Genomic DNA, 24,247 nt, shown 5'->3' with positions numbered 1-24,247 from the left:
GCAGGATGTTAGTCACTGGTGATTCGTCGATCAAGTCGCGTAGTTGTTGGATTTTGTTACATTGGTCAAACCCTGAACAATAACAATCTATCGGCGTATATCAGTTTGTAGGAGCTATATAAGTTGTATGTAAGAGCGATCTGCTTTAGTTGTCCAACGCTATAACAAAAAAATTCAGGCTTGCCTTTTTTCGGGGGTCTTCCTTTTTATATTAAGGCCCTGCGGTCTATCGGCGTGCCCGGAGCAATGCCGGGATCTGCCAGCGATGTGAATAAAAAGCGTTCTGTGAACAGAAAATTCACTCTTTCTGTTATATCGTAACCAAATGCTTCAAGGTGTCCGGCAACGCGCCCTTTCATGGCGGTTCGATGTGCGTTCCGGCGCGCCAGTGATTTCGACGATGGATGACCTCGATGGTTGCATCGGGTCTGGAGTGGACATGCGAGTGGATCTTGAAGCGCCGGGGGCCGATCTGGAAGGCCTGCCGCGTTTCCAACAGGCGGGCTACCAGGCTCGCCGGCTGCGCCGCCTGGGCATTGGCCTGGCCGTGCTGGCGATCAGTGGCCTGGTACTGGGGTTCTTTGTCGGGTTGTTTGCCCCGGTTTCGATCTGGCCGACCCTGCTGAGCAATAACGCCGCTGCGCTGCTGGTGGTGGTCGCGGCGTTGCAGTCGGCCGCCGGCTTGGCGCGTTGGCGCGAGCAGGCGCGGGCACCGCTGGCGGTGGCGACCGACGAGGTGGCGGCGCAATCGCCGGTCGAGCCGCCCGGTTTCTACGATCGCCTGGTCGAGCGCTTCAATGGCGCCTGGCGCAACGCCCTGGCGCAGATCGGTGCCGACACGCTGTGGCTGGTCGGCTGGTCGCTGCTGGTCCTGTTGAGTGTCGAGCAGAGTTGGAACCTGGCGCTGGTCGGGACGAACCTGGGGTTGAGCGGTTCCGTCGCGGCGGCGCTGGGTCTGTTGCTGGCATTCGCCTTGCTGGTGCTGGAGCGTCAGTTCGCCCAGGCCCACGAGGCCGAATGGCCGGAGGCGCAGGCCTTGGCCCAGGTGAGCAGGGTCGCGATCACGGTGCTGGTGCTCAGTGCCCTGTGCCTGTTGTTCACCGGTCCGGACACCGTGTGGCCGGTACGCCTGGCCACGCTGATCGGCCTGTTGCCGGTACTGGTGGCGGCGGAGTTGCTGCTGCGGGCGTTGCTGTCGCTGTTCAGCCCGCGCCGTGAACGCCTTGAGCCACGGCTGATCGCCACCAGTTTTGTCGCCGGATTGCTGCGCTGGCCGCCCCGGCCGTTGATGGCGCTGCAACATGAACTGCATAACCGCTTCGGTATCGACCTGCGCCAGATCTGGGCCTTCAGCTACATGCGCCGGGCGTTTGCCCCGGTGCTGGCGGTGGTGCTCGCGGTCGGTTGGCTGCTCAGCGGGATCAGCGAAGTGCCGCTGCAGGGCCGTGGCATCTACGAACGTTTCGGCAAACCCGTGGAAGTCTTCGGCCCCGGGCTGCATATCGGCCTGCCCTGGCCGCTGGGCCGTGTGCTGGCGGTAGAGAACGGCGTGGTCCACGAACTGGCGACCAGCGTCGACGCCGCCGCCCCAGCCGAACTCGAACCGGCCGAGGGCCTGCCGCCGGCCAGCGCCAACCGCCTGTGGGACGCCAGCCATGTCAACGAAAAATCCCAGGTGATCGCCAGCAGCAGTGGCGATAAACAGGGCTTCCAGATCGTCAACATGGACGTGCGCTTTGTCTACCGTATCGGCCTGAGCGATCAGGCGGCGCTGGCCGCCACCTACAACAGTGCCGATGTGCCGACGCTGATCCGCAGCACCGCCAGCCGGGTGCTGGTGCATGACTTCGCTTCCCGCACCCTCGATGGCCTGCTGGGCGAACAGCGCAGTGCCCTGGCCGACGATATCGGCCGTGCGGTGCAGGCCGACCTGCAGCAACTCGACAGTGGCGTGGAGATCCTCGCCACGGTGGTCGAGGCGATACACCCGCCGGCCGGCGCGGCCAATGCCTATCACGCGGTGCAGGCCGCGCAGATCAGCGCCCAGGCCCTGATCTCCCGCGAACGCGGCGCCGCCAGCGAACAGGCCAACCAGGCGCAGTTGCAGGCCAGCATTGTCCGCGACCAGGCCCAGGCCACCGCGCATGAAGTGCAGGCCGGCGCCCGGGCGGCGGACCTGCGTTTCAGCGCCGAACAGAAAGCCTATGCCCAGGCCGGCCGGGCCTTCGTGCTGGAGCAGTACCTGGCGCAACTGAGCCAGGGCCTGGGCAAGGCCAGGCTGCTTATTCTCGATCATCGCCTGGGTGGCAACAGCGCGCCCACCATCGATCTGCGTTCATTCACGCCGCCGGCCGATCCTGCGCCGCCGCGTAAAGCCGTTCAGCAAGGAGTCACCCCTTGAGCCTGTCTCATTCACACGATCATCACGATCACGCGGGCCACGATCACGCCGGTCACGGTCATCATCACGGCCACCACCATCATCACCATGGCGCGGGCGAGAGCGGCGGGCCTTTTCCGTGGCGCCGCATGGGCTGGGCGCTGTTGCTGATCCTGTTCGCGGTCGCGGCGGCGAGTCTGGTGCAGGTGCGTTCCGGCGAGGCCACGGTGATCACCCGTTTCGGCAACCCGTCGCGGGTCCTGCTGGAGCCGGGCCTCGGCTGGCGCTGGCCGGCACCGTTCGAAGCGGCGATCCCGGTCGACCTGCGCCTGCGCACCACCTCCAGCGGCCTGCAGGATGTCGGGACCCGCGACGGTTTGCGCATCATCATCCAGGCCTATGTGGCGTGGCAGGTGCAGGGCGATCCGCAGAATGTCGAGCGCTTCATGCGCGCGGTGCAGAACCAGCCGGACGAAGCGGCGCGGCAGATTCGCACCTTCGTCGGTTCGGCCCTGGAAACCACCGCGGCCAGCTTCGACCTGTCGAGCCTGGTCAACACCGATGCCAGCCAGGTGCGGATCGCCGATTTCGAAGCCCAGCTGCGCCAGCAGATCGACCAGCAATTGCTCTCGACCTATGGCGTGCGGGTCCTGCAGGTGGGTGTCGAGCGCCTGACCCTGCCTTCGGTCACGCTCTCGGCCACCGTCGACCGGATGCGCGCCGAGCGAGAAACCATCGCCACCGAACGCACGGCGATCGGCAAGCGTGAAGCGGCGCAGATCCGCTCCGCCGCCGAACGCGATGCGCGCATCCTGCAAGCCGATGCCACGGTCAAGGCGGCGGATATCGAGGCGCAGTCGCGGGTCGAGGCGGCGCGGATCTATGGTCGTGCCTACGCCGGTTCGCCGCAGTTGTACAACCTGCTGCGCTCGCTGGACACCCTCGGCACCATTGTCACCCCCGGCACCAAGCTGATCCTGCGTACCGATGCGGCGCCGTTCCGGGTATTGGTGGACGGTCCGCCCGGGTCGGCTGACAAGACCGGATCGCAGCCATGAGCGAGCGGCCTGAACAGGAAGTGGGCCTTAGCAGCCCGTGGATCCAGGCCGGGCGCCTGGCGTTTCTCGGCCTGTATGCGGTGACGCTGCTGGCGGCGCTGGCCTGGGCCTTTTCCAATGTCCGGCAGATCGACCCGCAGGACCGTGCGGTGGTCCTGCGTCTCGGCGCCCTGGAGCGGATCCAGAATGCCGGGCTGTTGCTGGCCTGGCCGCGGCCATTCGAGCAGGTGGTGATCCTGCCGGCGGCGGACCGGGTGATCGAGCGGCGGGTGGAAGGCCTGCTGCGCTCCGACGCCGCCCTGCAGGCCGATCGCCAGGCGACTCTGGCGACGCCGGTCAACGATGCGCTGGCCGGCTCCGGTTACCTGCTGACCGGCGATGCCGGGGTGGTGCAACTGGATGTGCGGGTGTTCTACAAGGTCACCGATCCCTACGCCTTTGTGCTTCAGGCCGGGCATGTGCTGCCGGCCCTCGATCGTATCGTCACTCGTAGCGCCGTGGCGCTGACGGCGGCGCGCGACCTCGACACCATTCTGGTGGCCCGCCCGGAACTGATCGGCAGCGACAGCCAGGCCGCCGAACGCCGCGAGCGTCTGCGCGGCGATCTGCTGCAAGGGGTCAACCGGCGGCTGGTCGAGCTGGCAGCGACGGGGCAGGGGATCGGCGTCGAAGTGGCGCGGGTCGACGTCCAGTCGAGCCTGCCGGGCCCGGCGGTGAATGCCTTCAATGCGGTGCTGACCGCCAGCCAGCAGGCCGACAAGGCGGTCGCCAATGCCCATAACGAAGCGGCCAAGCTCAGCCAGTCGGCGACCCAGGATGCCGACCGCCTGGTGCGGGTCGCCGAGGCCCAGGCCAGCGAGCGCCTGGCCAAGGCCCAGGCCGATACGGCAACGGTGGTGAGCCTGGCCAGGGCGCAGCAGGACGGCAGCGATCCGGGCCTGTTGCTGCGCCTGTACCGCGAGCGTTTGCCGAAGATTCTCGGTCAGGCCGGGTCGGTGACCACGGTCGACCCACGGGACGATTCCCGCCTGATCATTCAGGGAGCTGAACAATGAGTAGCCATGTTGTGAGCAGCCACGTTGCGAGCCCCGCGCCCAGTCTGTTGAGCAGCGCCGAACAACGCAGTGCGGCGCGCCAGTTGGTACTGGCGATGCTTGCCCTCGGCCTGCTCGGGCTGGGCCTGGTATGGCGCTGGCTGGCGCCCGGACAGGTCGGTGTCAGCCAGTTGTTGCTGGGCTTCGCCTCTGTCCTGGTGGCCGTGCCGGTCATGCGTTCGGCCTGGTACAGCCTGCGTTATCCGAGCCTGCACGGGATCACCGACCAGTTGATCGCCCTGGCGATGCTCGGCGCCTGGGCCACCGGCGACCTGCTGACCGCCGCCTTGTTGCCGATCATCATGATCTTCGGCCATGTGCTCGAAGAGCGCAGTGTCATCGGTTCCCAGGAAGCCATCGGCGCCCTCGGCCGCCTGACCCGCAGCCATGCCCGCCGGGTGCAGGCCGATGGCAGCGTGGTGGAAGTGGATAACGCCACGCTCAAGGCTGGTGACCAGGTGGAAGTGCGCGCCGGCGACCGGGTGCCCGCCGACGGCGTGGTGCTGTCCGGTCAGGCGAGCCTCGATACCGCGCCGATCACCGGCGAGTCGGTGCCGCTGGAGGCCGGCCCCGGTGTGCAGGTGTTCGGTGGGGCGATCAACCTCGACGGGTTGCTGCGCATCGAAGTGACCCGCACCGGCGACGAATCGACCCTGGGCAAGGTCATCGCGCTGATGCAGAGCGCCGAGCGTTCCAAGCCGCCGATCACCCGCCTGCTGGAACGCTACGCCGGCAGCTACATGGTGCTGGTGCTGATGATTGCGGCGGTGACCTGGTTTATCACCAACGATGCCCAGGCGATGCTCGCGGTACTGGTGGCGGCCTGTCCCTGTGCGCTGGTGTTGTCGGCACCGGCGACGGCGATTGCCGGGATTGCCGTGGCGGCGCGCCACGGGATCCTGATTCGCAGCTCGGCGTTTCTCGAAGAGCTGGCGGACCTGACCTCGCTGGTGGTGGACAAGACCGGCACCCTGACCTATGGCACCTTGCGCCTGCAATCGCTGCAGACTGACGTTGCCGATCAGGCGCCATTGCTGAGCCTGGCAGCGAGCCTCGGCTCGGCCAGCAGCCATCCGGTCAGCCGTGCGCTGGCCGGGTTGGTGGCGCCGACGCAGTGGATCGAGCTGAGCGAAGTCCATGAGCGCCAGGGGCTCGGTGTGGTGGCGAGCACCGCCCAGGGGCAGGCGGCACTGGGCCGGCCCGAGTTGTTCAAGCAGTTGGCGATCACCACCCCGGCGGTGCCCGAGCACGACGGACCGATTGCCGGGCTGGCGCTCAATGGCGAGTTTCTCGCCTGGCTGTTGCTGGCCGACAGCGTCAAGCCGGAAGCGCGGCAGGCGCTGGCCGAATTGCGTGAACTGGGGCTGGGGCGACAACTGCTGCTGACTGGCGATCGCCAGAGCGTGGCGGACAGCCTGGCGCGGGAAGTCGGGATCAGCGATATCGAGGCCCAGGCCTTGCCCGAAGACAAGCTCACTCGTGTGCTCGGCGAGATCGGCAGCGGTTTCCGGCCTATGGTAGTGGGGGACGGCATCAACGACTCCCTGGCGCTCAAGGCCGGTGTGGTCGGCGTGGCGATGGGCGCGGGCGGGGCGGATATCGCCCTGGCCTCGGCGGACGTGGTCCTGATCGGCAGCGACCTGCGCCGCCTGGGCACCTGCGTGCGCCTGAGCCGCCAGTGCCGGCGGACCTTGCAGGTCAACGTGGTGATCGGCCTGGGCTGGACCCTGGCGATTGTCGCGGCGGCGGCTTTCGGCTGGCTGGGGGCGGCAGGGGCGATGATCGCGGCGCTGCTGCACAACCTCAGTACCTTGCTGGTGCTGGGCAATGCCGGACGCCTGTTGCGCTTCCAGGAGCCGCTGCTCAAATTGCCCGAATAAGCAGCAAAGCTTGTGTGAAGGCTGGCTTGTTTGGGAGGGAATGTGTGGGAGGGAATGTGTGGGAGGGAATGTGTGGGAGGGAATGTGGGAAGGAATGTGGGAGGGGGCTTGCCCCCGAAGGCGTCCTGGCGGGCGCCAAGAGCTTCGGGGGCAAGCCCCCTCCCACAGGGTTCACTGTTTTCCGAGGGTACACAAAGGGCTTTGATCGTTCCCACGCTCTGCGTGGGAATGCAGCCTGTGACGCTCCGCGTCACCCCCAAAGGCAGGACTCAGGGTTTCTCTCGAAAATATTTGTCGCTCGCTGTAACAGCCGAAAGCGAGCGCTCTCTAGTGCTATGTCGAGACTGAACATTCCGTTCGGACCGACACCCCTAGCGATCATTTCGAGGATATAAAACATGAACATCAAATCTGCTGCCGCCGGTGCTGCTCTCGCTCTCGCTGCTGCCACCATGTTTGCGGGCGTTGTGACCCAGGCGTCGGCTGCCGATGCTCAGGTTCACTGCTATGGCGTCAACGCCTGCAAAGGCCAGAACGATTGCAAAACCAAGGATCACGCCTGCAAAGGCCAGGGTTCCTGCAAAGGCCAGGGCTTCAAGGCAATGAGCAAGTCGGCCTGCGACGCGGCTGGCGGTAAAGTCGGCGAATAATCGACGACCGAGTGCTCCCGCAGCGGTCGGCCCCCCATGCCGCTGCGGACACTTTGCAAGGAGTCCAGCATGTCCGCTTCCCGTCCTTTCCTGGGTTATGGCCTGGGTTTGCGCAGTCACTACCACCAGGAGATTCTCGAGCAGTCGCCGGCTGTGGACTGGTTCGAGATCGTTTCCGAGAATTACCTCGTCCAGGGCGGCAAGGCGCTGTATTACCTGGATGCCATCGCCGAGCGCTATCCGCTGGTGATGCATGGCGTGTCGCTGTCCATCGGCGGGCCCCATGAACTCGATGCGCAGTACCTCAAGAATCTCAAGCAGCTGGCCGACCGGGTAAAGCCCGCGTGGATTTCCGACCATCTGTGCTGGAGCCGTGGCAACGCCCATCAACTGCACGACCTGTTGCCGCTGCCCTACACCGAAGAAAGCCTGTATTACGTGGCCGGCCGGGTGCGCCAGGTGCAGGACGTACTGCAACAGCCGCTGGTACTGGAGAACGTCTCCAGTTACGTGCGCGCCGCTTCCGACGAGTTTTCCGAATGGGAATTCCTCGAGGCCCTGAGCCGTCTCAGCGACTGCGAGCTGTTGCTCGACGTCAACAATGTCTATGTCAGCGGGCGCAACCACGGTTTCGATCCCTGGACCTTTATTCAAAGCCTGCCGGCGCGCAAGATCCGCCAGTTGCACCTGGCCGGACACGCCGACTATGGCGACTATGTGATCGATACCCATGACCATCCGGTCTGCGACCCGGTGTGGGACCTTTACCAGCGCACCCTGGAACACCTCGGGCCGGTGGCGACCCTGCTGGAGCGCGACGATCACTTCCCACCGCTGGAAGAGCTGGTGACGGAGCTGGGCAAGGCCCGCGAGCTGGGCAGCGCTGCGCTGGCGCGGAGACCGTTATGCGCTTGAACGATTGGCAACTGGCCTTTGAACGCTACCTGCTGGGCGAGGCGCCCGGCGCCAGTGCGGTCTTGAGCGAGAGCCTGATCGGCGGGCCGACGCTGGATGTCGAAACCGGCCTGGCGATCTACCACAACGCCTATCGCTCGCGGTTGCAGGAAACCCTGCTCAGCGATTTCCCGACGGTCTGGAACTGGCTGGGCGACGACGAATTCGATGCGCTGACCCACGCCTACCTGCGTGAGTGCCCCTCGTCGAACTACAGCCTGCGCTGGCTGGGGGCGGGATTCGAAGCCTTTGTCCAGCGCCACCTGATCGCGGAGCAAAGTGCGCCGCTGACCGACCTGATCCGCCTGGAATGGGCCTTCACCCTGGCCTTCGATGCCTTGCCCGGCGACCCCATGACCCTGGAGCGCATGGCGACCCTGCCGCCCGAGGACTGGCCGGGACTGCAGCTTGAGCTGGTGCCCAGCGTCCGCTGGCTCGAATGCGCCTTCAACAGCCTGGCGATGTGGCGGGCAGTGAAGGCTGAAACCGCGTTTCCGGACAGCGAGCGGCTGGATGCACCACAGACTTGCCTGGTCTGGCGCGCTGGCCTGGTCTGCCATTATCGCAGCCTGGAGCCGGCCGAAGCCCTGGCCTTGAGCGGCATGGCCCGTGACGGCTGGAGCTTCGCACAACTGTGCGGCGAACTGGCGGACAGCCTGGGCGAGGGCGCGCCGTTGCAGGCGGTGACCTGGCTCAAGCAGTGGGTGAACGATGGCCTGGTGCAGCGGCGAACCTCATAGTTCGGGACTATTATCTCGATAGGCTGACAGTTTCCGTGGATGCGCTACCCTTTAATCAGACGTCTGAAACAAGGGGGGACTACTCATGCTCGCGCAACTTCCACCGGCCTTACAGAATCTTCAGCTTCCGCTACGCCTGAGACTCTGGGACGGCCATGAATTCAATCTCGGGCCGACACCCAGTGTCACCATCATCGTCAAGGACCCGCAGCTGGTCGCGCAATTCACGCATCCCACGCTGGATCTGCTGGGTACTGCGTTTGTCGAGGGCAAGCTGGAGCTCGAAGGCTCGGTCAGCGAGGTGGTGCGGGTCTGTGACGAGTTGAGCCAGGCCTTGCTGGAAGACGAAGGGGACAGCCTTCCGGTGCGCCAGGCCCACGACAAGGAAACCGACGCGGCTTCGATTTCCTATCACTACGACCTTTCCAACGAGTTCTACCAGCTCTGGCTGGACCGCGAGATGGTCTATTCCTGCGCCTATTTCGAAACTGAAGACGCGACCCTGGAGGAAGCCCAGCAGGCCAAGTTCCGCCATCTGTGCCGCAAGCTACGCCTGCAGCCGGGCGAGTACCTGCTGGATGTCGGCTGTGGCTGGGGTGGCCTGGCGCGCTTCGCGGCCCGCGAGTTCGGGGTCAAGGTGTTCGGCATTACCCTGAGCAAGGAGCAACTGGCCCTGGCGAAGGAACGGGTGATTGCCGAAGGTTTGCAGGACAAGGTCGACCTGCAACTGCTCGACTACCGCGACCTGCCGCAGGACGGACGTTTCGACAAGGTGGTCAGTGTCGGCATGTTCGAGCATGTCGGCCATGCCAACCTCAAGCAGTACAGCGATATCCTTTTCGGCGCGGTGCGCGAGGGCGGCCTGGTGATGAACCATGGCATTACCGCCAAGCATACCGACGGGCGTCCGGTGGGGCGCGGGGCCGGGGACTTTATCGATCGCTACGTGTTCCCCAATGGCGAGCTGCCGCACCTGTCGATGATCTCGGCGTATGTCAGCGAAGCCGGACTGGAAGTGGTCGATGTGGAAAGCCTGCGGCTGCACTACGCCAAGACCCTGAATATCTGGAGCCAGCGCCTGGAAAACAACCTGGAAGCCGCGGCCCGGCAGGTTCCGGAAAAGGCCCTGCGGATCTGGCGGCTGTACCTGGCCGGTTGCGCCTACGCCTTCGAGAAAGGCTGGATCAATCTGCACCAGATCCTCGCGGTAAAACCTTTCGCCGATGGCAGCCACGACCTGCCCTGGACCCGCGACGATTTGTATCGCTAGGCTCGCAAGCTAGAGCTCGTAATCTAGAGAATCGGCGAGATCAGTCGGGCAACCCGCATGCCGAGCTGTTGCAGGCGGTGGGTTTCCCGGCTGTCTTCGCGGGTGACTTCCCTGGCCAGGTCGAAGTCCTTCAGGAGCATGGTCTCCACGTCGCTGGCGAAAGCTTCGTCGACCGTCAGCAGCATCAACTCGAAATTCAGCCGGAACGAGCGGTTGTCCAGGTTGGCGCTGCCGATGGCACTGATTTCGTTGTCCACCAGCACCACTTTCTGATGCAGGAACCCCGGGCCATAGCGGAATACCCGGACCCCGGCGCGCACCGCTTCGAAGGCATAGAGGCTGGAGGCGGCGTAGACGATCCGGTGGTCCGGCCGCGAGGGCAGCAGCAGGCGCACGTCCACCCCGCGCAGCACGGCCAGGCGCAGGGCGGCGAACACGGCTTCGTCGGGGATGAAGTAGGGGCTGGTGATCCAGACCCGCTCGCGGGCGGCGTGAATCGCCTCGACGAAGAACAGCGAACAGGTTTCGAAGGGATCGGCCGGACCGCTGGCGAGCAACTGGCAGAGCACGCCGTCGTCCGGATAGGCATCCGGCAGGATCAGCGGTGGTAACTGCCGCGCGGCCCAGAACCAGTCTTCGGCGAACGACTCCTGCAGGCAGGCCACCACCGGGCCGCTGACCTGCACATGGGTATCGCGCCAGGGCGACAGCGGCGGTTTGGCACCGAGGTATTCGTCACCGACGTTGTGCCCGCCGACAAAGCCGGTCAGGCCATCGACCACCACTACCTTGCGGTGATTGCGGAAATTCACCTGGAACCGGTTGAGCCAGCCACTGCGGGTGGCAAAGGCCTTTACCCGAACACCGCCTTCGCGCAGGGTGTCGGCGTAGCCATGGGGCAGGGCGTGGCTGCCGATACCGTCATACAGCAGATAGACCTCGACCCCTTCGGCGGCCTTTTCCAACAGCAGACTTTGCAGGCGGCGCCCGAGCTGGTCGTCATGGACGATGAAGAATTGCACCAGCACGGCATGACGGGCCTGGCCGATGGCCTGGAAAATCGCCTCGAACGTGGCTTCGCCATTGATCAGCAGGCGCACCTGGTTATTCGCCAGGCACGGCATGCGGCCGAGCTTGGGCATCGCCCGCAGTGCGGCATAGGCCTGGGAGTTGCGCGCCGCCAGGGCTTCCTCGACCCAGGGACGCCAGTTCAGGTCGGCGATGGCCTTGCGCATTTCCACGTTGGCCTGGCGCCGGGCCTTGATGTAGGCATCGAAGGTGCTGCGGCCGAAGACCAGATAGGGGATCAGCGTCAGGTAGGGAATGAAGATCAGCGACAGCGCCCAGGCAATCGAGCCCTGTGCGGTGCGCACGGTCAGTACGGCATGGATCGCCGCGATGGTCCCGAGTGAATGAATCAGTGCAATCAGATAGCCGAAAACATGGGGGCCAAAATAATCCATAAGGTCCTGATCCTTATTTCTCAATGCCTAACAGACCATGTTCCATCACGATTGTCGCTATTTAATTCATCACGCAACCCAAGCATCATTCTGACGTCTAAGCAGGACAATTCTCTAGGAGCAATACGATGAACCTTCGTCTGCCGGGTCTGGCCATCGCCTGTGCCTTCGTGATTCCCGTGGCCCAGGCGCAAGTGCTGCAGCCCGGTTTGTGGGAGCTGACCTCCAGCAATGTGCAGGTGGAAAACCAGTCGCTGGATGTCGGCATGCTGCTGGGTGTGCTCAAGCAGAACACGACGCCGGAGCAGCGGGCGGCCCTGGAAAAGCAGGGCATCAATCTCGGCGGGCAGGGCGTGCGGATGTGCCTGACTCCGCAGCAGGTGGCCTCCGAGTCGATTCCGTTGACCGATCCGCAGTCCGGCTGCAGCCAGCAGATCACCGAACGCAATGGGCCGAACTGGAAGTTCAAGTTCAGTTGTCCGAAGGCCCAGGGTGCGGGCACGGCGCATTTTGTCAGTGATCGCGAGTTCACCACCCAGGTCAGTGGCACCTTCAATGCCACGGGTATCCAGCAGAACGGCAGCATGGACACCAAGGCGGTCTGGCTGGGGCAGGACTGCGGGGCGGTCAAGCCGCGTTCCTGAAACCCACGGATCGCCGATAACTGATCGTTCCCACGCTCCGCGTGGGCAATGCAGCCCGTGACGCTCCGCGTCACAAGAGCGGACGCGGAGCGTCCAGAGAGGCGTTCCCACGCGGAGCGTGGGAACGATCAACGATCAGAAGGGCCTCATCGCCGGCAAGCCGGCTCCTACAAGGGGTTATGGCGTCAGTTGCTGAACCGCCGCCTCCAGGTTCATCACCCCCAGATCCTCTCCCTGCCGGCTGCGCACGCTGACCAGCCCCGCGGCCTTTTCCTTCTCACCCACCACCAGCAGGTACGGCACCTTCTGCAGACTGTGCTCGCGGATCTTGTAGCCGACCTTCTCGTTGCGCAGGTCCGCCACGGCGCGGATACCACGGCTCTTCAGACCCTCGGCCAGCTCCCGGGCATAATCGGCCTGGCCCTCGCTGATATTCAGTACCACCGCCTGGCGTGGTGCCAGCCATAGCGGCAGGGCACCGCTGTAGTGTTCGATCAGGATCCCGATAAACCGCTCCAGCGAGCCGAACAGCGCCCGATGCAGCATCACCGGCCGCTGGCGTTCGCCATTTTCGCCGATGTAACCGATGTCGAAACGCTCCGGCAGGTTGAGGTCCACCTGCAAGGTGCCGCACTGCCAGTCGCGACCGATGGCATCGCGCAGTACGAATTCCAGTTTAGGCCCGTAGAAGGCGCCTTCGCCGGGATTGATCCGGTACTCGATGCCCATCCGTCCCAGGGCACCGATCAGCGCGCCTTCCAACTGATCCCAGGTCTCGTCGCTGCCGATGCGATTGAGCGGACGGGTCGACAGCTTCACCACGACATCCTCGAAGCCGAACTCGCGATAGATATCGAACACCAGGGCAATCGCCGTTTCACACTCGGTTTGCATCTGCGCCGGGGTGCAGAAGATGTGGGCGTCGTCCTGGGTGAAGTGGCGTACCCGCAACAGCCCGTGCAAGGCGCCTGATGGTTCGTAGCGATGCACCTTGCCGAACTCGGCGATCCGCAACGGCAGGTCGCGGTAGCTTTTCAGGCCATGGCCGAAGATCGACACCGCGCCGGGGCAGTTCATCGGCTTGAGGGCGAACACCCGCTCATCCTCGGTGGTGGTGGTGAACATGTGATCGCGGTAGTTCTGCCAGTGCCCGGAGGTTTCCCACAGGCCACGGTCCATGACGTCCGGGGTGTTCACCTCGACATAGCCGGCCTGTTCCTGGCGCTTGCGCATATAGCCGATCAACTGTTGGAACAGGGTCCAGCCCTTGGCATGCCAGAACACCGAGCCCGGCGCGCAGTCGTCGAAATGGAACAGGTCCAGTTGCGCGCCGAGCTTGCGGTGGTCGCGCTTGCCGGCTTCTTCCAGGCGGCTGAGGTAGGCCTTGAGATCCTTGGCGTTGGCCCAGCAGGTGCCGTAGATCCGTTGCAGCGGCGCGTTGTTCGCATCGCCGCGCCAGTAGGCGCCTGCCACCTTGGTCAGCTTGAACGCCTGGAGGATGCCGGTCGACGGCACATGGGGGCCGCGGCACAGGTCCTCGAAATCGCCCTGGCGATACAGCGACAAGGCTTCACCTTCCGGTATCGCCCGGATCAGCTCGGCCTTGTAGTGCTCGCCCAGGGCCTCGAAGTATTCGATGGCTTCGGCGCGCGGCAAGGTGCGCCGGCGTATCGAATGATTGGTCGCGGCCAGGGCCTGCATCCGCGCCTCGATCAGTTCCAGGTCCTTGGGGGTGAAGGGCCGTTCGTAGGCGAAGTCATAGAAAAAGCCGTCCTCGATCACCGGACCGATGGTCACCTGGGCCGAGGGATACAGTTGCTTGACCGCCATCGCCAGCAGGTGCGCGCAGGAGTGCCGGAGGATCTCCAGGCCCTCGTCGTCCCGCCCGGTGACGATACTCACGCGCGCATCCCGTTCGATCAGGGTGGCACAGTCCACCAGGTGGCCGTCGACCCGCCCGGCCACCGCCGCCTTGGCCAGGCCGATGCCGATGCTGGCGGCCACTTCGAAGACCGAGAGCGGCTGGTCGTACTCGCGTTGCGAGCCGTCGGGGAGGGTGATGCGGATCATCGGTGGGTGTCCTTGGTCGATCAGGCGATAGAGGTGAATCAGCGAAGAAACTGCAGGGGTTGGCCCTGGCAGCTGTCATGGACCTGCCCGGCATGCCAGGCGAGCTGTCCGGACACCACGGTGGTGCCGACGTGATGGCGAAAGCTGCGCTCGACAAATGGCGTCCAGCCGCACTGGTAGAGAATCGGTTCGTTGCTCACCGCGCGGCTCACCGGCTGGCGGTTGATCAGCACCAGGTCGGCCCAATAGCCTTCGCGCAGATAGCCGCGTTCGGCAATGGCGAACAGGTCGGCGACCCGGTGGCTGGTCTTTTCCACCAGGGTGGTCAGCGGAAGGACCTTGGCCGCCACCAGTTCCATCAGTGCCGGTAGCGCGTGCTGGACCAATGGCAAGCCGGAAGGCGCTTCGCTGTAGGGGCGCTGCTTTTCTTCCCAGGTGTGCGGGGCGTGATCGCTGCCGATCACATCCAGCCGGTTGCTCAGCAGCGCTTCGCGCAAGGCATCGCGATCCGATTGGTGCTTGATCGCCGGGTTGCATTTGATCAGGTTGCCCAGGCGCGGGTAGTCACGGTCATCGAACAGCAGGTGATGCAGGCAGACCTCGGCGGTGATGCGCTTTTCACTCAGCGGCTTGTTCTCGAACAGGGCCAGCTCGCGTTCGCTGGTCAGGTGCAGGACATGCAGTCGGGTGCCATGCCGCCGGGCCAGCTCGACCGCCAGCGACGAGGAGCGATAACAGGCCTCGGCGTTGCGGATCAGCGGGTGGGCGGCGGGTGGGATCATGTCGCCGAACAATTCGCGCAGGTTGTCCATGCGTTGATCGATGGTCGGTGTATGTTCGCAATGGGCCAGGAGGATGGTCGGCACCTCGGCGAACAGCCGTTCGAGCACTCGCGGGTCGTCCACCAGCATATTGCCGGTGGAGGCGCCCATGAACACCTTGACCCCGGCCACCAGTCGCGGATCGAGGGCCGCCACGGTGTCGAGGTTGTCGTTGCTGACCCCGAAATGGAAACCGTAGTTGGCCACCGAGTTGATCGCCGCCCGGCGTTTCTTGTCGGCCAGGGCGTCGAGGGTCAGGGTCGCCGGGCGGGTGTTGGGCATGTCCATGTAGCTGGTGATGCCGCCGGCCACCGCCGCGCGGGACTCGGTATAAAGGCTGCCCTTGTCCGGCGCGCCGGGATCGCGGAAATGCACCTGGTCGTCGATCATCCCCGGCAGCAGCCAGTCGCCGGCGGCGTCGATTTCCCGGTCGGCGCTGGCGTTGCTGATCTGTGGGGCAATGTGCTCGATGCGGCCGTTGCTCACCCGGATATCGGCGTCGAACTCTCGGCCCTCGTTCACCACGCGGGCATTGCGGATCAGCAGGCTGCTCATGTTCAGAACTCGTTTTGCAGGGCCTTGTAGCCCCGGACCAGGTCGACGTTGGTGCGCGCCACGTCCTCGGAAAACTCCGAGGCACTGACACTCACCGGAGGGAACTGCGACAGGTCGGTGCTCGGACCGATGCGAGTGGTGGAAGGCACATAGAAGCCGGGGGGCAGGTCACGACCGTCGACCACCGAGTTGTGCCGCACCACGCTGCCGTCGCCCACCGCGCAGTTGAACAGCACGCTGTTGAAACCGATGAAGACCCGGTTGCCGACCGTGCAGGGGCCGTGGACGATCGAGCGGTGGGCGATGGAGGTGAACTCGCCGATGGTCACTGCCGCGCCGGACTTGGAGTGGATCACCACGCCGTCCTGGATATTCGAGTTGGCGCCGATGACGATGGGGTCCATCTCGCCGCGTTCATTCACTTCGTCGGCGCGGATCACCGCGTAGGGGCCGACAAAGACGTTCTCGCCGATGACCACCTTGCCGCAGATGATCGCGGTCTTGTCCACATAGGCGGACTCGGCGATCACCGGCAGGTCGCCGGAAGGGTTCTTGCGAATCATGCAGAGGTCTCCTGGGGGGCACTGATGACTTCCACCGCGCCATCACGAATCGCGTTGTAGAAACAGTTGGGGCGCCCGGTATGGCAGGCCGGGCCCTGTTGTTCGACCAACAGCAGGATGGCGTCGCCGTCGCAATCGAGACGGGCTTCCACCAGGCGCTGGTGATGTCCGGAGCTTTCACCCTTGCGCCACAGGCGCTGGCGCGAGCGCGACCAGTAGCAGACCTGGCGTTGTTCGAGGGTTTCTGCCAGGGCCTGGCGATTCATCCAGGCCAGCATCAGCACTTCGCCGCTGTCGTGTTGCTGGGCGATGGCGGCGATCAGGCCGTCATCGTTCCACGGCAGTGCATCGAGCACTGCCGCGAGGGACCAGCGGCTGCCCGTAACGGCGCTCTCCAGATCGAGCATCGACAGGGGCGGCCGCGCGGTCATTTGCTCAGCGCCGCGTGCAGGGTGTTCATGTTGTATTCGAACAGACCGGTAAAGGTGCTCGCCGGACCTTCGGCCGCGAGGGCGTCGGAATACAGGGTGCCGCCGATCTGCGCGCCGCTCTCGTCAGCGATCTGCTTGAGCAGGCGGGCGTCCTTGATGTTTTCCATGAACACGGCCTTGACCTTGTCCTTGCGGATCTGGGTGATCAGCGTGGCGACTTCGGCAGCGGACGGCTCGCGTTCGGTGGACAGGCCCTGGGGTGCGAGGAACTGGATACCGTAGGCCTGGCCCAGGTAACCGAAGGCATCATGGGAGGTGACGATGCGACGATTGCCGGCCGGCAGGTTGCCGAGCTTGACCTTGGCTTCGGCCAGCAGGCGATAGATCTGCTTCAGGTAGGCCTGGCTGTTGCGGGTGTAGTCGTCCTTGTTCGCCGGGTCGACCTGGATCAGCGCCTTGGTGATGTTGTTCACATACAGTTCGGCGTTCGCCAGGTTGTGCCAGGCGTGCGGATCGGGAATGGTCTCGCCGTCCTCTTCCATGGTGTGGGAAATCACGCCCTTGCTGGCGGTGACCACGGTGGCCTTGGTCTCGGTGCTGGTCACCAGGCGATCGAGCCAGGGCTCGAAGCCCAGGCCGTTCTTGACGATCAGCCTGGCCTTGAGCAACGCCTTGGCGTCATCCGGGGTCGGCTCGTAGGTGTGGGCGTCGGCGTCCGGGCCGACCATGCCGGTGACCTCGATATGGTCACCGCCGATCTGTTGGGTGATGTCTCGCAGGATACTGAAGCTGGCGACCACGGGAAGCTTGTCCGCCGCCTGGGCGCTGGACAGGTTCAATGACAAGGCCAGCATGGAGCTGAACAACACGAGTAAAGCGCGCATCGGGTGACACCTCATTGGGATGTAAGCGAAGGCGGGCGGCGCAGCAGACCGTGCACCGGACCGAAAACCACGGACAGCAGGTAAAAGCCGCCAGCCACCAGCACGATGGCCGGGCCGCTGGGCAGCGAGTAGTAGAACGACAGCAATAATCCGAGGGCGACCGAGACGCAGCCGATCAGCGCGGCGATCGCCATCAGCACCGGCAGGCGCCGGCTCCAGAAACGCGAGGCGATGGCCGGCAGCATCATCAGGCCGACCACCATCAGCGCGCCGATGGCCTGGAAGCCGATCACCAGGTTGAGTACCACCAGGGTCAGGAACACGCCGTGGGCCAACGGGCCGAGGCGGCTGACGGTCTGCAGGAACAATGGGTCGAGGGTGTCCAGCAGCAGCGGCCGATAGATCGCCGCCAGCAGCACCAGGCTGATGCCGCAGACCCAGAGCATGCCGGTCAGGGTCGGGCCGTCCACCGCCAGCGCCGAGCCGAACAGCAGGTGCAGCAGGTCCAGGCGCTTGCCGGCGATGCCAAGGATCAGCACGCCGCTGGCCAGGGAGATCGGATAGATCGCCGCGAGACTGGCGTCTTCGCGCAGGCCGGTGCGGCGGGTGATCCACGCCGACAGGCCGGCCATGCCCATGCCCGCGCCGAGTCCGCCGAGGGTCAGGGCCGGCAGGCTCAGGCCGGCGATCCAGAAACCGAGGGCGGCGCCCGGCAGGATGCCGTGGGCCACCGCGTCACCGATCAGGCTCATGCGCCGCAGGATCAGGAACACCCCCAGCGGTGCGGTACTGCAGGCCAGTACCAGGCCACCGAGCAAGGCCCGGCGCATGAAGACGAAATCCTGGAACGGCTGCCAGAGATGGTGGGCAAACATCAGCATCAGGCCACCTGCGTGATCGGTTGTTGCACGATCAGTTCGGTGCTCGGCGCCAGCACGCAGCCGCTGCTCTTGATTCGCAAGGCGTCGGGGATGTGGTGACGCACGGAGGCCAGGTCATGGCAGACCACCACCAGGGTGCGACCCGCCGCGTGCCAGGCATGGATATGTTTCCACAGCAGGGCATTGCCATCCTCGTCGAGCGCGGCATGGGGTTCGTCGAGCAGCAGGATCGGCGCTTCGGCCAGGCTCAGGCGGGCGAGCAGGGCGCGTTGCAATTCGCCACCGGACAAGGCCATCAACGGCCGGTGCTCCAGGCCGCTCAGGCACCAGTCTTCCAGCACCGCCTCCAGGCGTTCGCTACGTTGCTGCGGCGTCAGCTTGATGCCCCAGAAACCGGCCGCTACCAGCTCTTGCAGGCTGATGGGAAATTGCCGGTCGAGGTGCTGTTGCTGCGGCAGGAAAGACAGGTTGCCACGGCGTGGAACATCGAGGATGACCTTGCCCGCCAAGGGTTTTTGCAGCCCGGCGATCACCTTCAGCAGGCTGCTTTTGCCGGTGCCGTTGGCGCCGATCACGCCCGTCAGGCTGCCGGCGGCCAGTTCGAAATCCACCGCGGGCGTGAGAGGTTGGCCCGGTGCGCCCCAGCGCAGGCCTTGGCAGCGGATCATGACTGCCTCCAGTTCCAGCGGCTTTCGGCCACCGCGTCATGGGCGTGCAGGCTTTCGGCATGCACCACCCGCAACTGGAAACCCTGTACCGCGTCCGAGCGCTTGAGCGCCAGGTTGAGGCGACGTGCCGCGTCTTCGCAGAACATCAGGTTCTGGCCGTTGGCGAGGGCAAAGGCCTGCTCGTCGGCGCGCTTCACGGCGGTCTGCACGGCGGTGCCGAGCGCGGCTTCGGCGTCGTTGATCAAGGCCTCGAAGGGAAACCGATACGTTTTTTCATCAAGATGAATTTGCAGGTGTGCAATGCTGCGCTGGCTATGCGGTGTAGCGACGATGCCCTGGGTACCGCCGAGCCAGCTGAGGATATCGCTGTGCTCCAGAGGCTTGTTGGCGAAGTCGTTGGCGAATTGTTGCTGGATCAGTTGTCGGGCGAGGGCTGCCGAGCAGGGGCAGGTCGAGGAATAGGCCACGTCAATTTTTAGTTCCACGTGGAACATTCCGTTTTTCAGTTCGGCTAACACACTGACTGGATAGGTTTTCCAGCCGGCCAGCGGACTGACCAGCGCCGGGCGCTTGAGCAACAGATCGGTATGAATGCGCAGGTAGGCGTTGTGGGACAAACCGTCGTGGCTGTCGAGGAACTGTTGCAGCACTTCACGGATCAGCGCGGGCGTTAGCTCCTGCTGTTCCAGGCGCTCCAGGGCCAGGTACAGGCGCGACATGTGGATACCACGCGCCTCGCCGTCGTCGAGACTGACGCCAGCGTCGGCTTGCGCATTGAGACGGTGGCCGTCAATTGCGACCGGTAGAGCAATGCCGCACATGCCCACCCACTCAAGGGGCAAGGCTTGCCGGGATGACTGCGCGGCGATATCCGGCAGCGTCAACGCATTCATGAGCAGGTCCATCGTCGGAAATAAAATGACATGTTATATTATAACTATTCTGTCGACGATGCCTTTTTTGCTGGGGCTTTCACACAGCGATATCGAGTACGGACGCTCCCTTAATTTTTGGTTATCGGTTCATGCATAGACGTCAGTTGCTCAATTTCCTGTTGGCCGGTGCGGCCTTCATACCCCTGGGCCTGTCCGCGGCACAGATCCAGAATGCGCGCCTGTGGCGTACCGGCGACAAGCTGCGCCTGGTGCTCGATCTCAGCGGCCCGGTGCAATACAAGACGTTTTCCCTGACCTCGCCCGAGCGGCTGATCATCGACCTGAGCGGGGCGAAGCTGACCGGCGATTTCAGCCAGTTGGCCTTGAAGAACACGGTGATCCGTTCGATCCGCTCCGGGCATTTCGGCCAGGGCGATACGCGGATCGTCCTGGACCTGGCGACGCCGATCCAGCTCAACAGCTTCCTGCTGCCGCCCCAGGACGGCCAGGGTCATCGGCTGGTGCTCGACCTGACCAGCAATGGCACCGCGGCCGTGGCGCCGCAAACCCTGGCGGCGACTGCGGCGGCACCGCAGGTGCGCCATGAAACCGCGCCCGGCAAGCCGCATCCCAAGCGCGACATCATGGTGGTGGTCGATCCGGGACACGGCGGCAAGGACCCGGGAGCCCTGGGCTCGAAGGGCCAACGCGAGAAAGATGTGGTGCTGTCCATCGCCCAACTGCTGGCCAAGCGCCTGAAGCGCGAGAAGGGCTTCGATGTACGCCTGGTGCGCAACGACGACTTCTTTGTGCCGCTGCGCAAGCGCGTGGAGTTTTCCCGCAAGAACAACGCCGACATGTTTATCTCGGTGCATGCCGATGCGGCGCCGCGCATCACCGCGTCGGGGGCTTCGGTGTATTGCCTGTCCGAAGGCGGCGCGACCTCGACCACCGCGCGGTTCATGGCCCAGCGCGAAAACGGCGCCGACCTGATCGGTGCCCAGAGCCTGCTCAACCTCAAGGACAAGGATCCGATGCTGGCCGGGGTGATCCTCGACATGTCGATGAACGCCACCATTGCCGCCAGCCTGCAACTGGGCCACACCGTGCTCGGCAGCCTGGAAGGCATCACCACCCTGCACCAGAAACGCGTGGAGCAGGCCGGGTTCGCGGTGCTGAAGTCGCCGGACGTGCCGTCGATCCTGGTGGAGACCGGCTTCATTTCCAACGTCCGCGACAGCGAGCGCCTGGTCACCGCCCGGCACCAGCAGGCGATCGCCGATGGCTTGTTCCAGGGCCTGAAGACCTACTTCGAGAAGAATCCGCCGCAGGACAGCTATATCGCCTGGCGGCAGCAGGAAAGCCAGGAAGCGCTGGTATAGATCCTGCGCGGCATCGATGGACACGCAGTGCTTGAGGAACGCTACTCCTGTAGGAGCCGGCTTGCCGGCGATGGCGTCTGTTCGGGCGATGCAGGTCTCAAGGGCCTCATCGCCGGCAAGTCGGCTCCTACAAGTTTGCATTTCATGGAATTGCCTAGCAGCCCACCATCCGGTCACAGACAAATTTCCGGCTCAACCCGCCTGAGCTGGAAAACCGGTTCTGGGTGGTCCAGCCGACGCGTCGGCTGTAACCGACCCAGGCTTCGCCATCCGAGGCGATGCCGGTAAAGAAGGTCAGTTGCCCGTAGCGGCTGCTGGTCTGCGCCCAGTAGCGCTTGCCGATCACTTCGAAACCCTGCAGGTAAATCGTCTTGCCCACCGTGGCGACGCCATAGGCGTTGCCGGCGGCGTCCTTGCACGCCAGCAGGGTGGCGCTGCGGGTGCAACTGGTCAGCGGGCCGGGGATCTGTGCCGAGGCGTCGGCGGCAAACAGCAGCAGGCTCAGCAGCGAGCATTTCAGGGCAGGGCGCATCGGCGTTCTCGTGGGCGGAATCGGCTCCAGCATTGCGCCCTTCGTCGCGGCGAGCAAGCGGGGATTGGCTAAATTGCATTGTTATAATATAACATTAAATAAATCCCCGATGCCTGACCTCCCATGACTGAACAAGAACTGCTCGCCCAGCCCGAGGCGGATTACATGAACGACGCGCAGCAAGGGTTCTTCCGCGAGCTGTTGCTGAGCCAGCGCCGTGAGCTGCAGGAGCGTATCAGCGGCGAGTTCGACGTCCTGCGCGAACACGAACCGAGCAGCGACCCGGCGGACATCGGCAGTGCCGAAGAGCAACGGCAATGGCAACTGCGCCTGCTGGAGCGGGAGAAGAAGTTGCTGGACAAGATCGACCAGACCCTCGACAGCCTGGCCCGTGGTGAATACGGCTGGTGCCGCGAGACCGGCGAACCGATCGGCCTCAAGCGCCTGCTGCTGCGGCCTACCGCGAGCCTGTGCATCGAAGCCAAAGAACGTGAAGAGCTGCGCGAACGCCATAAACGGGCGCTTTGACCCGGCCGACCTGATGAGGAATCAACCATGACCCAACGTCTTCCCGTTACCGTGCTGTCCGGTTTTCTCGGCGCCGGTAAAAGTACCCTGCTCAACTATGTCCTGCGCAACCGCGAGAACCTGCGGGTGGCGGTGATCGTCAACGACATGAGTGAGATCAACATCGATGGCAGCGAGGTCCAGCGCGACGTCAGTCTCAACCGTGCCGAGGAAAAACTCGTCGAGATGAGCAACGGTTGCATCTGCTGCACCTTGCGCGAGGACTTGCTGGAAGAGGTCGGCAAGCTCGCCCGCGATGGCCGCTTCGACTACCTGCTGATCGAGTCCACCGGTATCTCCGAGCCGCTGCCGGTGGCCGAGACCTTTACCTTTCGCGACGAAGAGGGCCAGAGCCTGGCCGATATCGCCCGGCTCGACACCATGGTCACGGTGGTCGACGGGATGAACTTCCTGCTCGACTACCAGGCTGCGGAAAGCCTGGCCTCCCGTGGCGAAACCCTTGGCGAGGAAGACGAGCGTTCGATCACCGACCTGCTGATCGAGCAGGTCGAATTTGCCGATGTGATCCTGGTCAGCAAGATCGACCTGATCAGCAGCCAGGAGCGCGAGGAACTGATCGCCATCCTCGAGCGCCTGAATTCCCAGGCCGAAATCATCCCGATGGTGATGGGCGAAGTGCCGTTGGCGAAGATTCTCGACACCGGTCGCTTCGACTTCGAACGGGCGGCCCAGGCCCCCGGCTGGTTGCAGGAATTGCGCGGCGAGCACGTGCCGGAAACCGAGGAATACGGCATCGCCTCCACTGCTTATCGCGCGCGGCGGCCGTTCCATCCCGAGCGCTTCTTCGACTTTATCAACCGGCCCTGGGTGAACGGCAAGCTGCTGCGCTCCAAGGGCTTCTTCTGGTTGGCGAGCAAATACCAGGAGGCGGGCAGCTGGTCCCAGGCCGGTGGCCTGATGCGTCACGGTTTCGCCGGGCGCTGGTGGCGTTTCGTGCCGAAGCAGCACTGGCCGCAGGATGCCGAGAGCACGGCGGCGATCATGCAGAACTGGACGGTCGACACCGGCGATTGCCGTCAGGAGCTGGTGTTTATCGGCCAGAACATCGACTTCGCGCAGATGACCGCGCGCCTGGACAGCTGCCTGCTGACCGATGACGAGATGGCCCTGGGCGTCGAAGGCTGGCAGCTGTTGCGCGATCCGTTCGGTCCGTGGCACGACGAAGAGGCGGCCGCCTGATGCTGGCGCCGCGCTTGCAGGCGCGCCCGCCGGTTCGTCAGGTCCGGGGTGAGACGCCGACCGTCCTTGGCGAGATCTTCGAGGATGGCGTGAACCTGGCGGTCTGGCAGCGTCAGTTGCCCAGCCATATCGCTGATTTCGCCCATCTGCTGCTGTCCCTGGGCGAGCCGTTGGCGGAGTCGCTGAGCCTGGAAATGCCGGATGACGAGGCGCTGCCGAACCTGCATGGTCTGGCCTCGGGCTTCAGTGATCTGGAGGGCTATGAAGGTTTTCTGACCGATGTGTCCTGGTTGGTCAGTGCCTATGCCTGCCTGCTGGGAGCGCGGCGGATCGGCTTGCGCCTGCGGGTGCTGGACAAGGCCATGTGTCCAAGGTTTCACGTCGACCATGTGCCGGTCAGGCTGATCACCACTTACGCCGGGGTGGGCAGCGAGTGGCTGGAGGAAGGTGCGCTCGATCGTCGGCAGTTGGGCGATCCGGCGGCGGAACCCACGGCTGCTGCGCTGATCCGTCAGGTGGACAGCGGTGCGGTGGCCTTGCTCAAGGGCGAACGCTGGCATGGCAATGAAGGCTTTGGCCTGGTGCATCGCTCGCCGCAAGTGGCCGAAGGCGAGCGGCGACTGATCCTGACCCTGGATTGGCTGGCCTGATTACGGATGTTGTAGGAGCCGGCAAGCCGGCGATG

The 24,247-nt window shown here is 64.4% G+C and carries 23 protein-coding genes; 13 read left to right on the top strand and 10 right to left on the bottom strand.

Annotation, left to right across the window (positions count from 1 at the left end; translation table 11 throughout):
* The first annotated feature begins 439 nt into the window (after positions 1 to 439).
* The 8 genes from hflK (at position 440) to cfaB (ending at position 10,026) form a co-directional block, all read left to right on the top strand.
* Positions 440 to 2,401 carry a protease modulator HflK gene (gene hflK / locus HX851_RS04505; protein WP_177065163.1) on the top strand — a complete coding sequence of 654 codons (1,962 nt, stop codon included), beginning with the start codon at positions 440 to 442 and terminating at the stop codon, positions 2,399 to 2,401.
* On the top strand, positions 2,398 to 3,438 hold the full coding sequence (gene hflC, locus HX851_RS04500; protein WP_177063266.1) for a protease modulator HflC: 1,041 nt from the start codon (positions 2,398 to 2,400) through the stop codon (positions 3,436 to 3,438). The genes hflK and hflC overlap by 4 nt, the downstream gene beginning before the upstream one ends.
* Complete coding sequence (locus HX851_RS04495) at positions 3,435 to 4,493, top strand: SPFH domain-containing protein (RefSeq protein WP_177065161.1); 1,059 nt, start codon at positions 3,435 to 3,437, stop codon at positions 4,491 to 4,493. The genes hflC and HX851_RS04495 overlap by 4 nt, the downstream gene beginning before the upstream one ends.
* Positions 4,490 to 6,412 (top strand): cation-translocating P-type ATPase, encoded by a 1,923-nt coding sequence (locus HX851_RS04490; RefSeq protein ID WP_177065159.1) that lies wholly within the window; start codon positions 4,490 to 4,492, stop codon positions 6,410 to 6,412. The genes HX851_RS04495 and HX851_RS04490 overlap by 4 nt, the downstream gene beginning before the upstream one ends.
* Before the next feature lie 398 nt (positions 6,413 to 6,810).
* Positions 6,811 to 7,062 (top strand): BufA2 family periplasmic bufferin-type metallophore, encoded by a 252-nt coding sequence (bufA2, locus tag HX851_RS04485; RefSeq protein ID WP_177063269.1) that lies wholly within the window; start codon positions 6,811 to 6,813, stop codon positions 7,060 to 7,062.
* A 69-nt stretch (positions 7,063 to 7,131) separates the two neighbouring features.
* On the top strand, positions 7,132 to 7,977 hold the full coding sequence (bufB, locus tag HX851_RS04480) for an MNIO family bufferin maturase (RefSeq protein ID WP_177063270.1): 846 nt from the start codon (positions 7,132 to 7,134) through the stop codon (positions 7,975 to 7,977).
* The gene (locus tag HX851_RS04475; protein WP_177065157.1) at positions 7,968 to 8,756 is read left to right on the top strand and encodes an HvfC/BufC N-terminal domain-containing protein; all 789 of its coding nucleotides are present in this window, start codon (positions 7,968 to 7,970) and stop codon (positions 8,754 to 8,756) included. The genes bufB and HX851_RS04475 overlap by 10 nt, the downstream gene beginning before the upstream one ends.
* A gap of 85 nt (positions 8,757 to 8,841) precedes the next feature.
* On the top strand, positions 8,842 to 10,026 hold the full coding sequence (cfaB, locus tag HX851_RS04470) for a C17 cyclopropane fatty acid synthase CfaB (RefSeq protein WP_177063272.1): 1,185 nt from the start codon (positions 8,842 to 8,844) through the stop codon (positions 10,024 to 10,026).
* Between the two features lie 23 nt (positions 10,027 to 10,049).
* Here cfaB and cls read toward each other — a convergent pair whose 3' ends face one another.
* Complete coding sequence (gene cls, locus HX851_RS04465) at positions 10,050 to 11,489, bottom strand: cardiolipin synthase (RefSeq protein ID WP_177063273.1); 1,440 nt, start codon at positions 11,487 to 11,489, stop codon at positions 10,050 to 10,052.
* A 128-nt stretch (positions 11,490 to 11,617) separates the two neighbouring features.
* Here cls and HX851_RS04460 point away from each other — a divergent pair, with 128 nt between their 5' ends.
* Positions 11,618 to 12,133 carry a DUF3617 domain-containing protein gene (locus HX851_RS04460; protein WP_177063274.1) on the top strand — a complete coding sequence of 172 codons (516 nt, stop codon included), beginning with the start codon at positions 11,618 to 11,620 and terminating at the stop codon, positions 12,131 to 12,133.
* A gap of 177 nt (positions 12,134 to 12,310) precedes the next feature.
* Here HX851_RS04460 and thrS read toward each other — a convergent pair whose 3' ends face one another.
* The 8 genes from thrS to folE2 are packed head-to-tail and all read right to left on the bottom strand — an operon-like array spanning position 12,311 to position 19,899.
* On the bottom strand, positions 12,311 to 14,203 hold the full coding sequence (gene thrS / locus HX851_RS04455) for a threonine--tRNA ligase (protein WP_177063275.1): 1,893 nt from the start codon (positions 14,201 to 14,203) through the stop codon (positions 12,311 to 12,313).
* Positions 14,204 to 14,241: 38 nt separating this feature from the next.
* A complete protein-coding gene (locus HX851_RS04450) occupies positions 14,242 to 15,579 on the bottom strand; it encodes a dihydroorotase (protein ID WP_177063276.1) in 1,338 nt (445 codons plus the stop codon).
* Positions 15,580 to 15,581: 2 nt separating this feature from the next.
* The gene (locus HX851_RS04445; RefSeq protein ID WP_017129354.1) at positions 15,582 to 16,142 is read right to left on the bottom strand and encodes a gamma carbonic anhydrase family protein; all 561 of its coding nucleotides are present in this window, start codon (positions 16,140 to 16,142) and stop codon (positions 15,582 to 15,584) included.
* A complete protein-coding gene (gene hisI / locus HX851_RS04440; RefSeq protein WP_177063277.1) occupies positions 16,139 to 16,573 on the bottom strand; it encodes a phosphoribosyl-AMP cyclohydrolase in 435 nt (144 codons plus the stop codon). The genes HX851_RS04445 and hisI overlap by 4 nt, the downstream gene beginning before the upstream one ends.
* A complete protein-coding gene (locus HX851_RS04435) occupies positions 16,570 to 17,457 on the bottom strand; it encodes a metal ABC transporter substrate-binding protein (protein WP_177063278.1) in 888 nt (295 codons plus the stop codon). The genes hisI and HX851_RS04435 overlap by 4 nt, the downstream gene beginning before the upstream one ends.
* Positions 17,458 to 17,468: 11 nt before the next feature.
* Entirely contained in the window at positions 17,469 to 18,335 is an 867-nt protein-coding gene (locus tag HX851_RS04430) for a metal ABC transporter permease (RefSeq protein ID WP_177063286.1), read from the bottom strand.
* 2 nt (positions 18,336 to 18,337) lie between these two features.
* Positions 18,338 to 19,006 carry a metal ABC transporter ATP-binding protein gene (locus HX851_RS04425; RefSeq protein ID WP_177065155.1) on the bottom strand — a complete coding sequence of 223 codons (669 nt, stop codon included), beginning with the start codon at positions 19,004 to 19,006 and terminating at the stop codon, positions 18,338 to 18,340.
* Complete coding sequence (folE2, locus tag HX851_RS04420; protein WP_177065153.1) at positions 19,003 to 19,899, bottom strand: GTP cyclohydrolase FolE2; 897 nt, start codon at positions 19,897 to 19,899, stop codon at positions 19,003 to 19,005. Before folE2 ends, HX851_RS04425 begins: the two co-directional genes overlap by 4 nt.
* A gap of 131 nt (positions 19,900 to 20,030) precedes the next feature.
* On the opposite strand from folE2, the gene HX851_RS04415 reads away from it, so the two are divergent.
* Entirely contained in the window at positions 20,031 to 21,263 is a 1,233-nt protein-coding gene (locus HX851_RS04415) for an N-acetylmuramoyl-L-alanine amidase (RefSeq protein ID WP_177063281.1), read from the top strand.
* Positions 21,264 to 21,417: 154 nt separating this feature from the next.
* Here HX851_RS04415 and HX851_RS04410 read toward each other — a convergent pair whose 3' ends face one another.
* The gene (locus HX851_RS04410; protein ID WP_177065151.1) at positions 21,418 to 21,795 is read right to left on the bottom strand and encodes a glutamine synthetase; all 378 of its coding nucleotides are present in this window, start codon (positions 21,793 to 21,795) and stop codon (positions 21,418 to 21,420) included.
* Between the two features lie 123 nt (positions 21,796 to 21,918).
* Between HX851_RS04410 and dksA the strand changes: the two genes are divergently transcribed.
* From dksA to HX851_RS04395, 3 genes are read left to right on the top strand one after another with little or no spacing between them, the layout of a single operon-like run.
* A complete protein-coding gene (dksA, locus tag HX851_RS04405) occupies positions 21,919 to 22,323 on the top strand; it encodes an RNA polymerase-binding protein DksA (RefSeq protein WP_017129362.1) in 405 nt (134 codons plus the stop codon).
* 27 nt (positions 22,324 to 22,350) lie between these two features.
* Complete coding sequence (gene zigA / locus HX851_RS04400; protein WP_177063283.1) at positions 22,351 to 23,562, top strand: zinc metallochaperone GTPase ZigA; 1,212 nt, start codon at positions 22,351 to 22,353, stop codon at positions 23,560 to 23,562.
* Positions 23,562 to 24,212, top strand: coding sequence for a DUF1826 domain-containing protein (locus HX851_RS04395; protein ID WP_177063284.1), 651 nt, complete (start codon positions 23,562 to 23,564; stop codon positions 24,210 to 24,212). Before zigA ends, HX851_RS04395 begins: the two co-directional genes overlap by 1 nt.
* Positions 24,213 to 24,247: the final 35 nt, after the last annotated feature.

The organism is Pseudomonas gingeri (assembly GCF_013385635.1).
GTDB lineage: Bacteria > Pseudomonadota > Gammaproteobacteria > Pseudomonadales > Pseudomonadaceae > Aquipseudomonas > Aquipseudomonas gingeri_A.
This window is presented reverse-complemented; position numbering and strand designations above follow the sequence as displayed.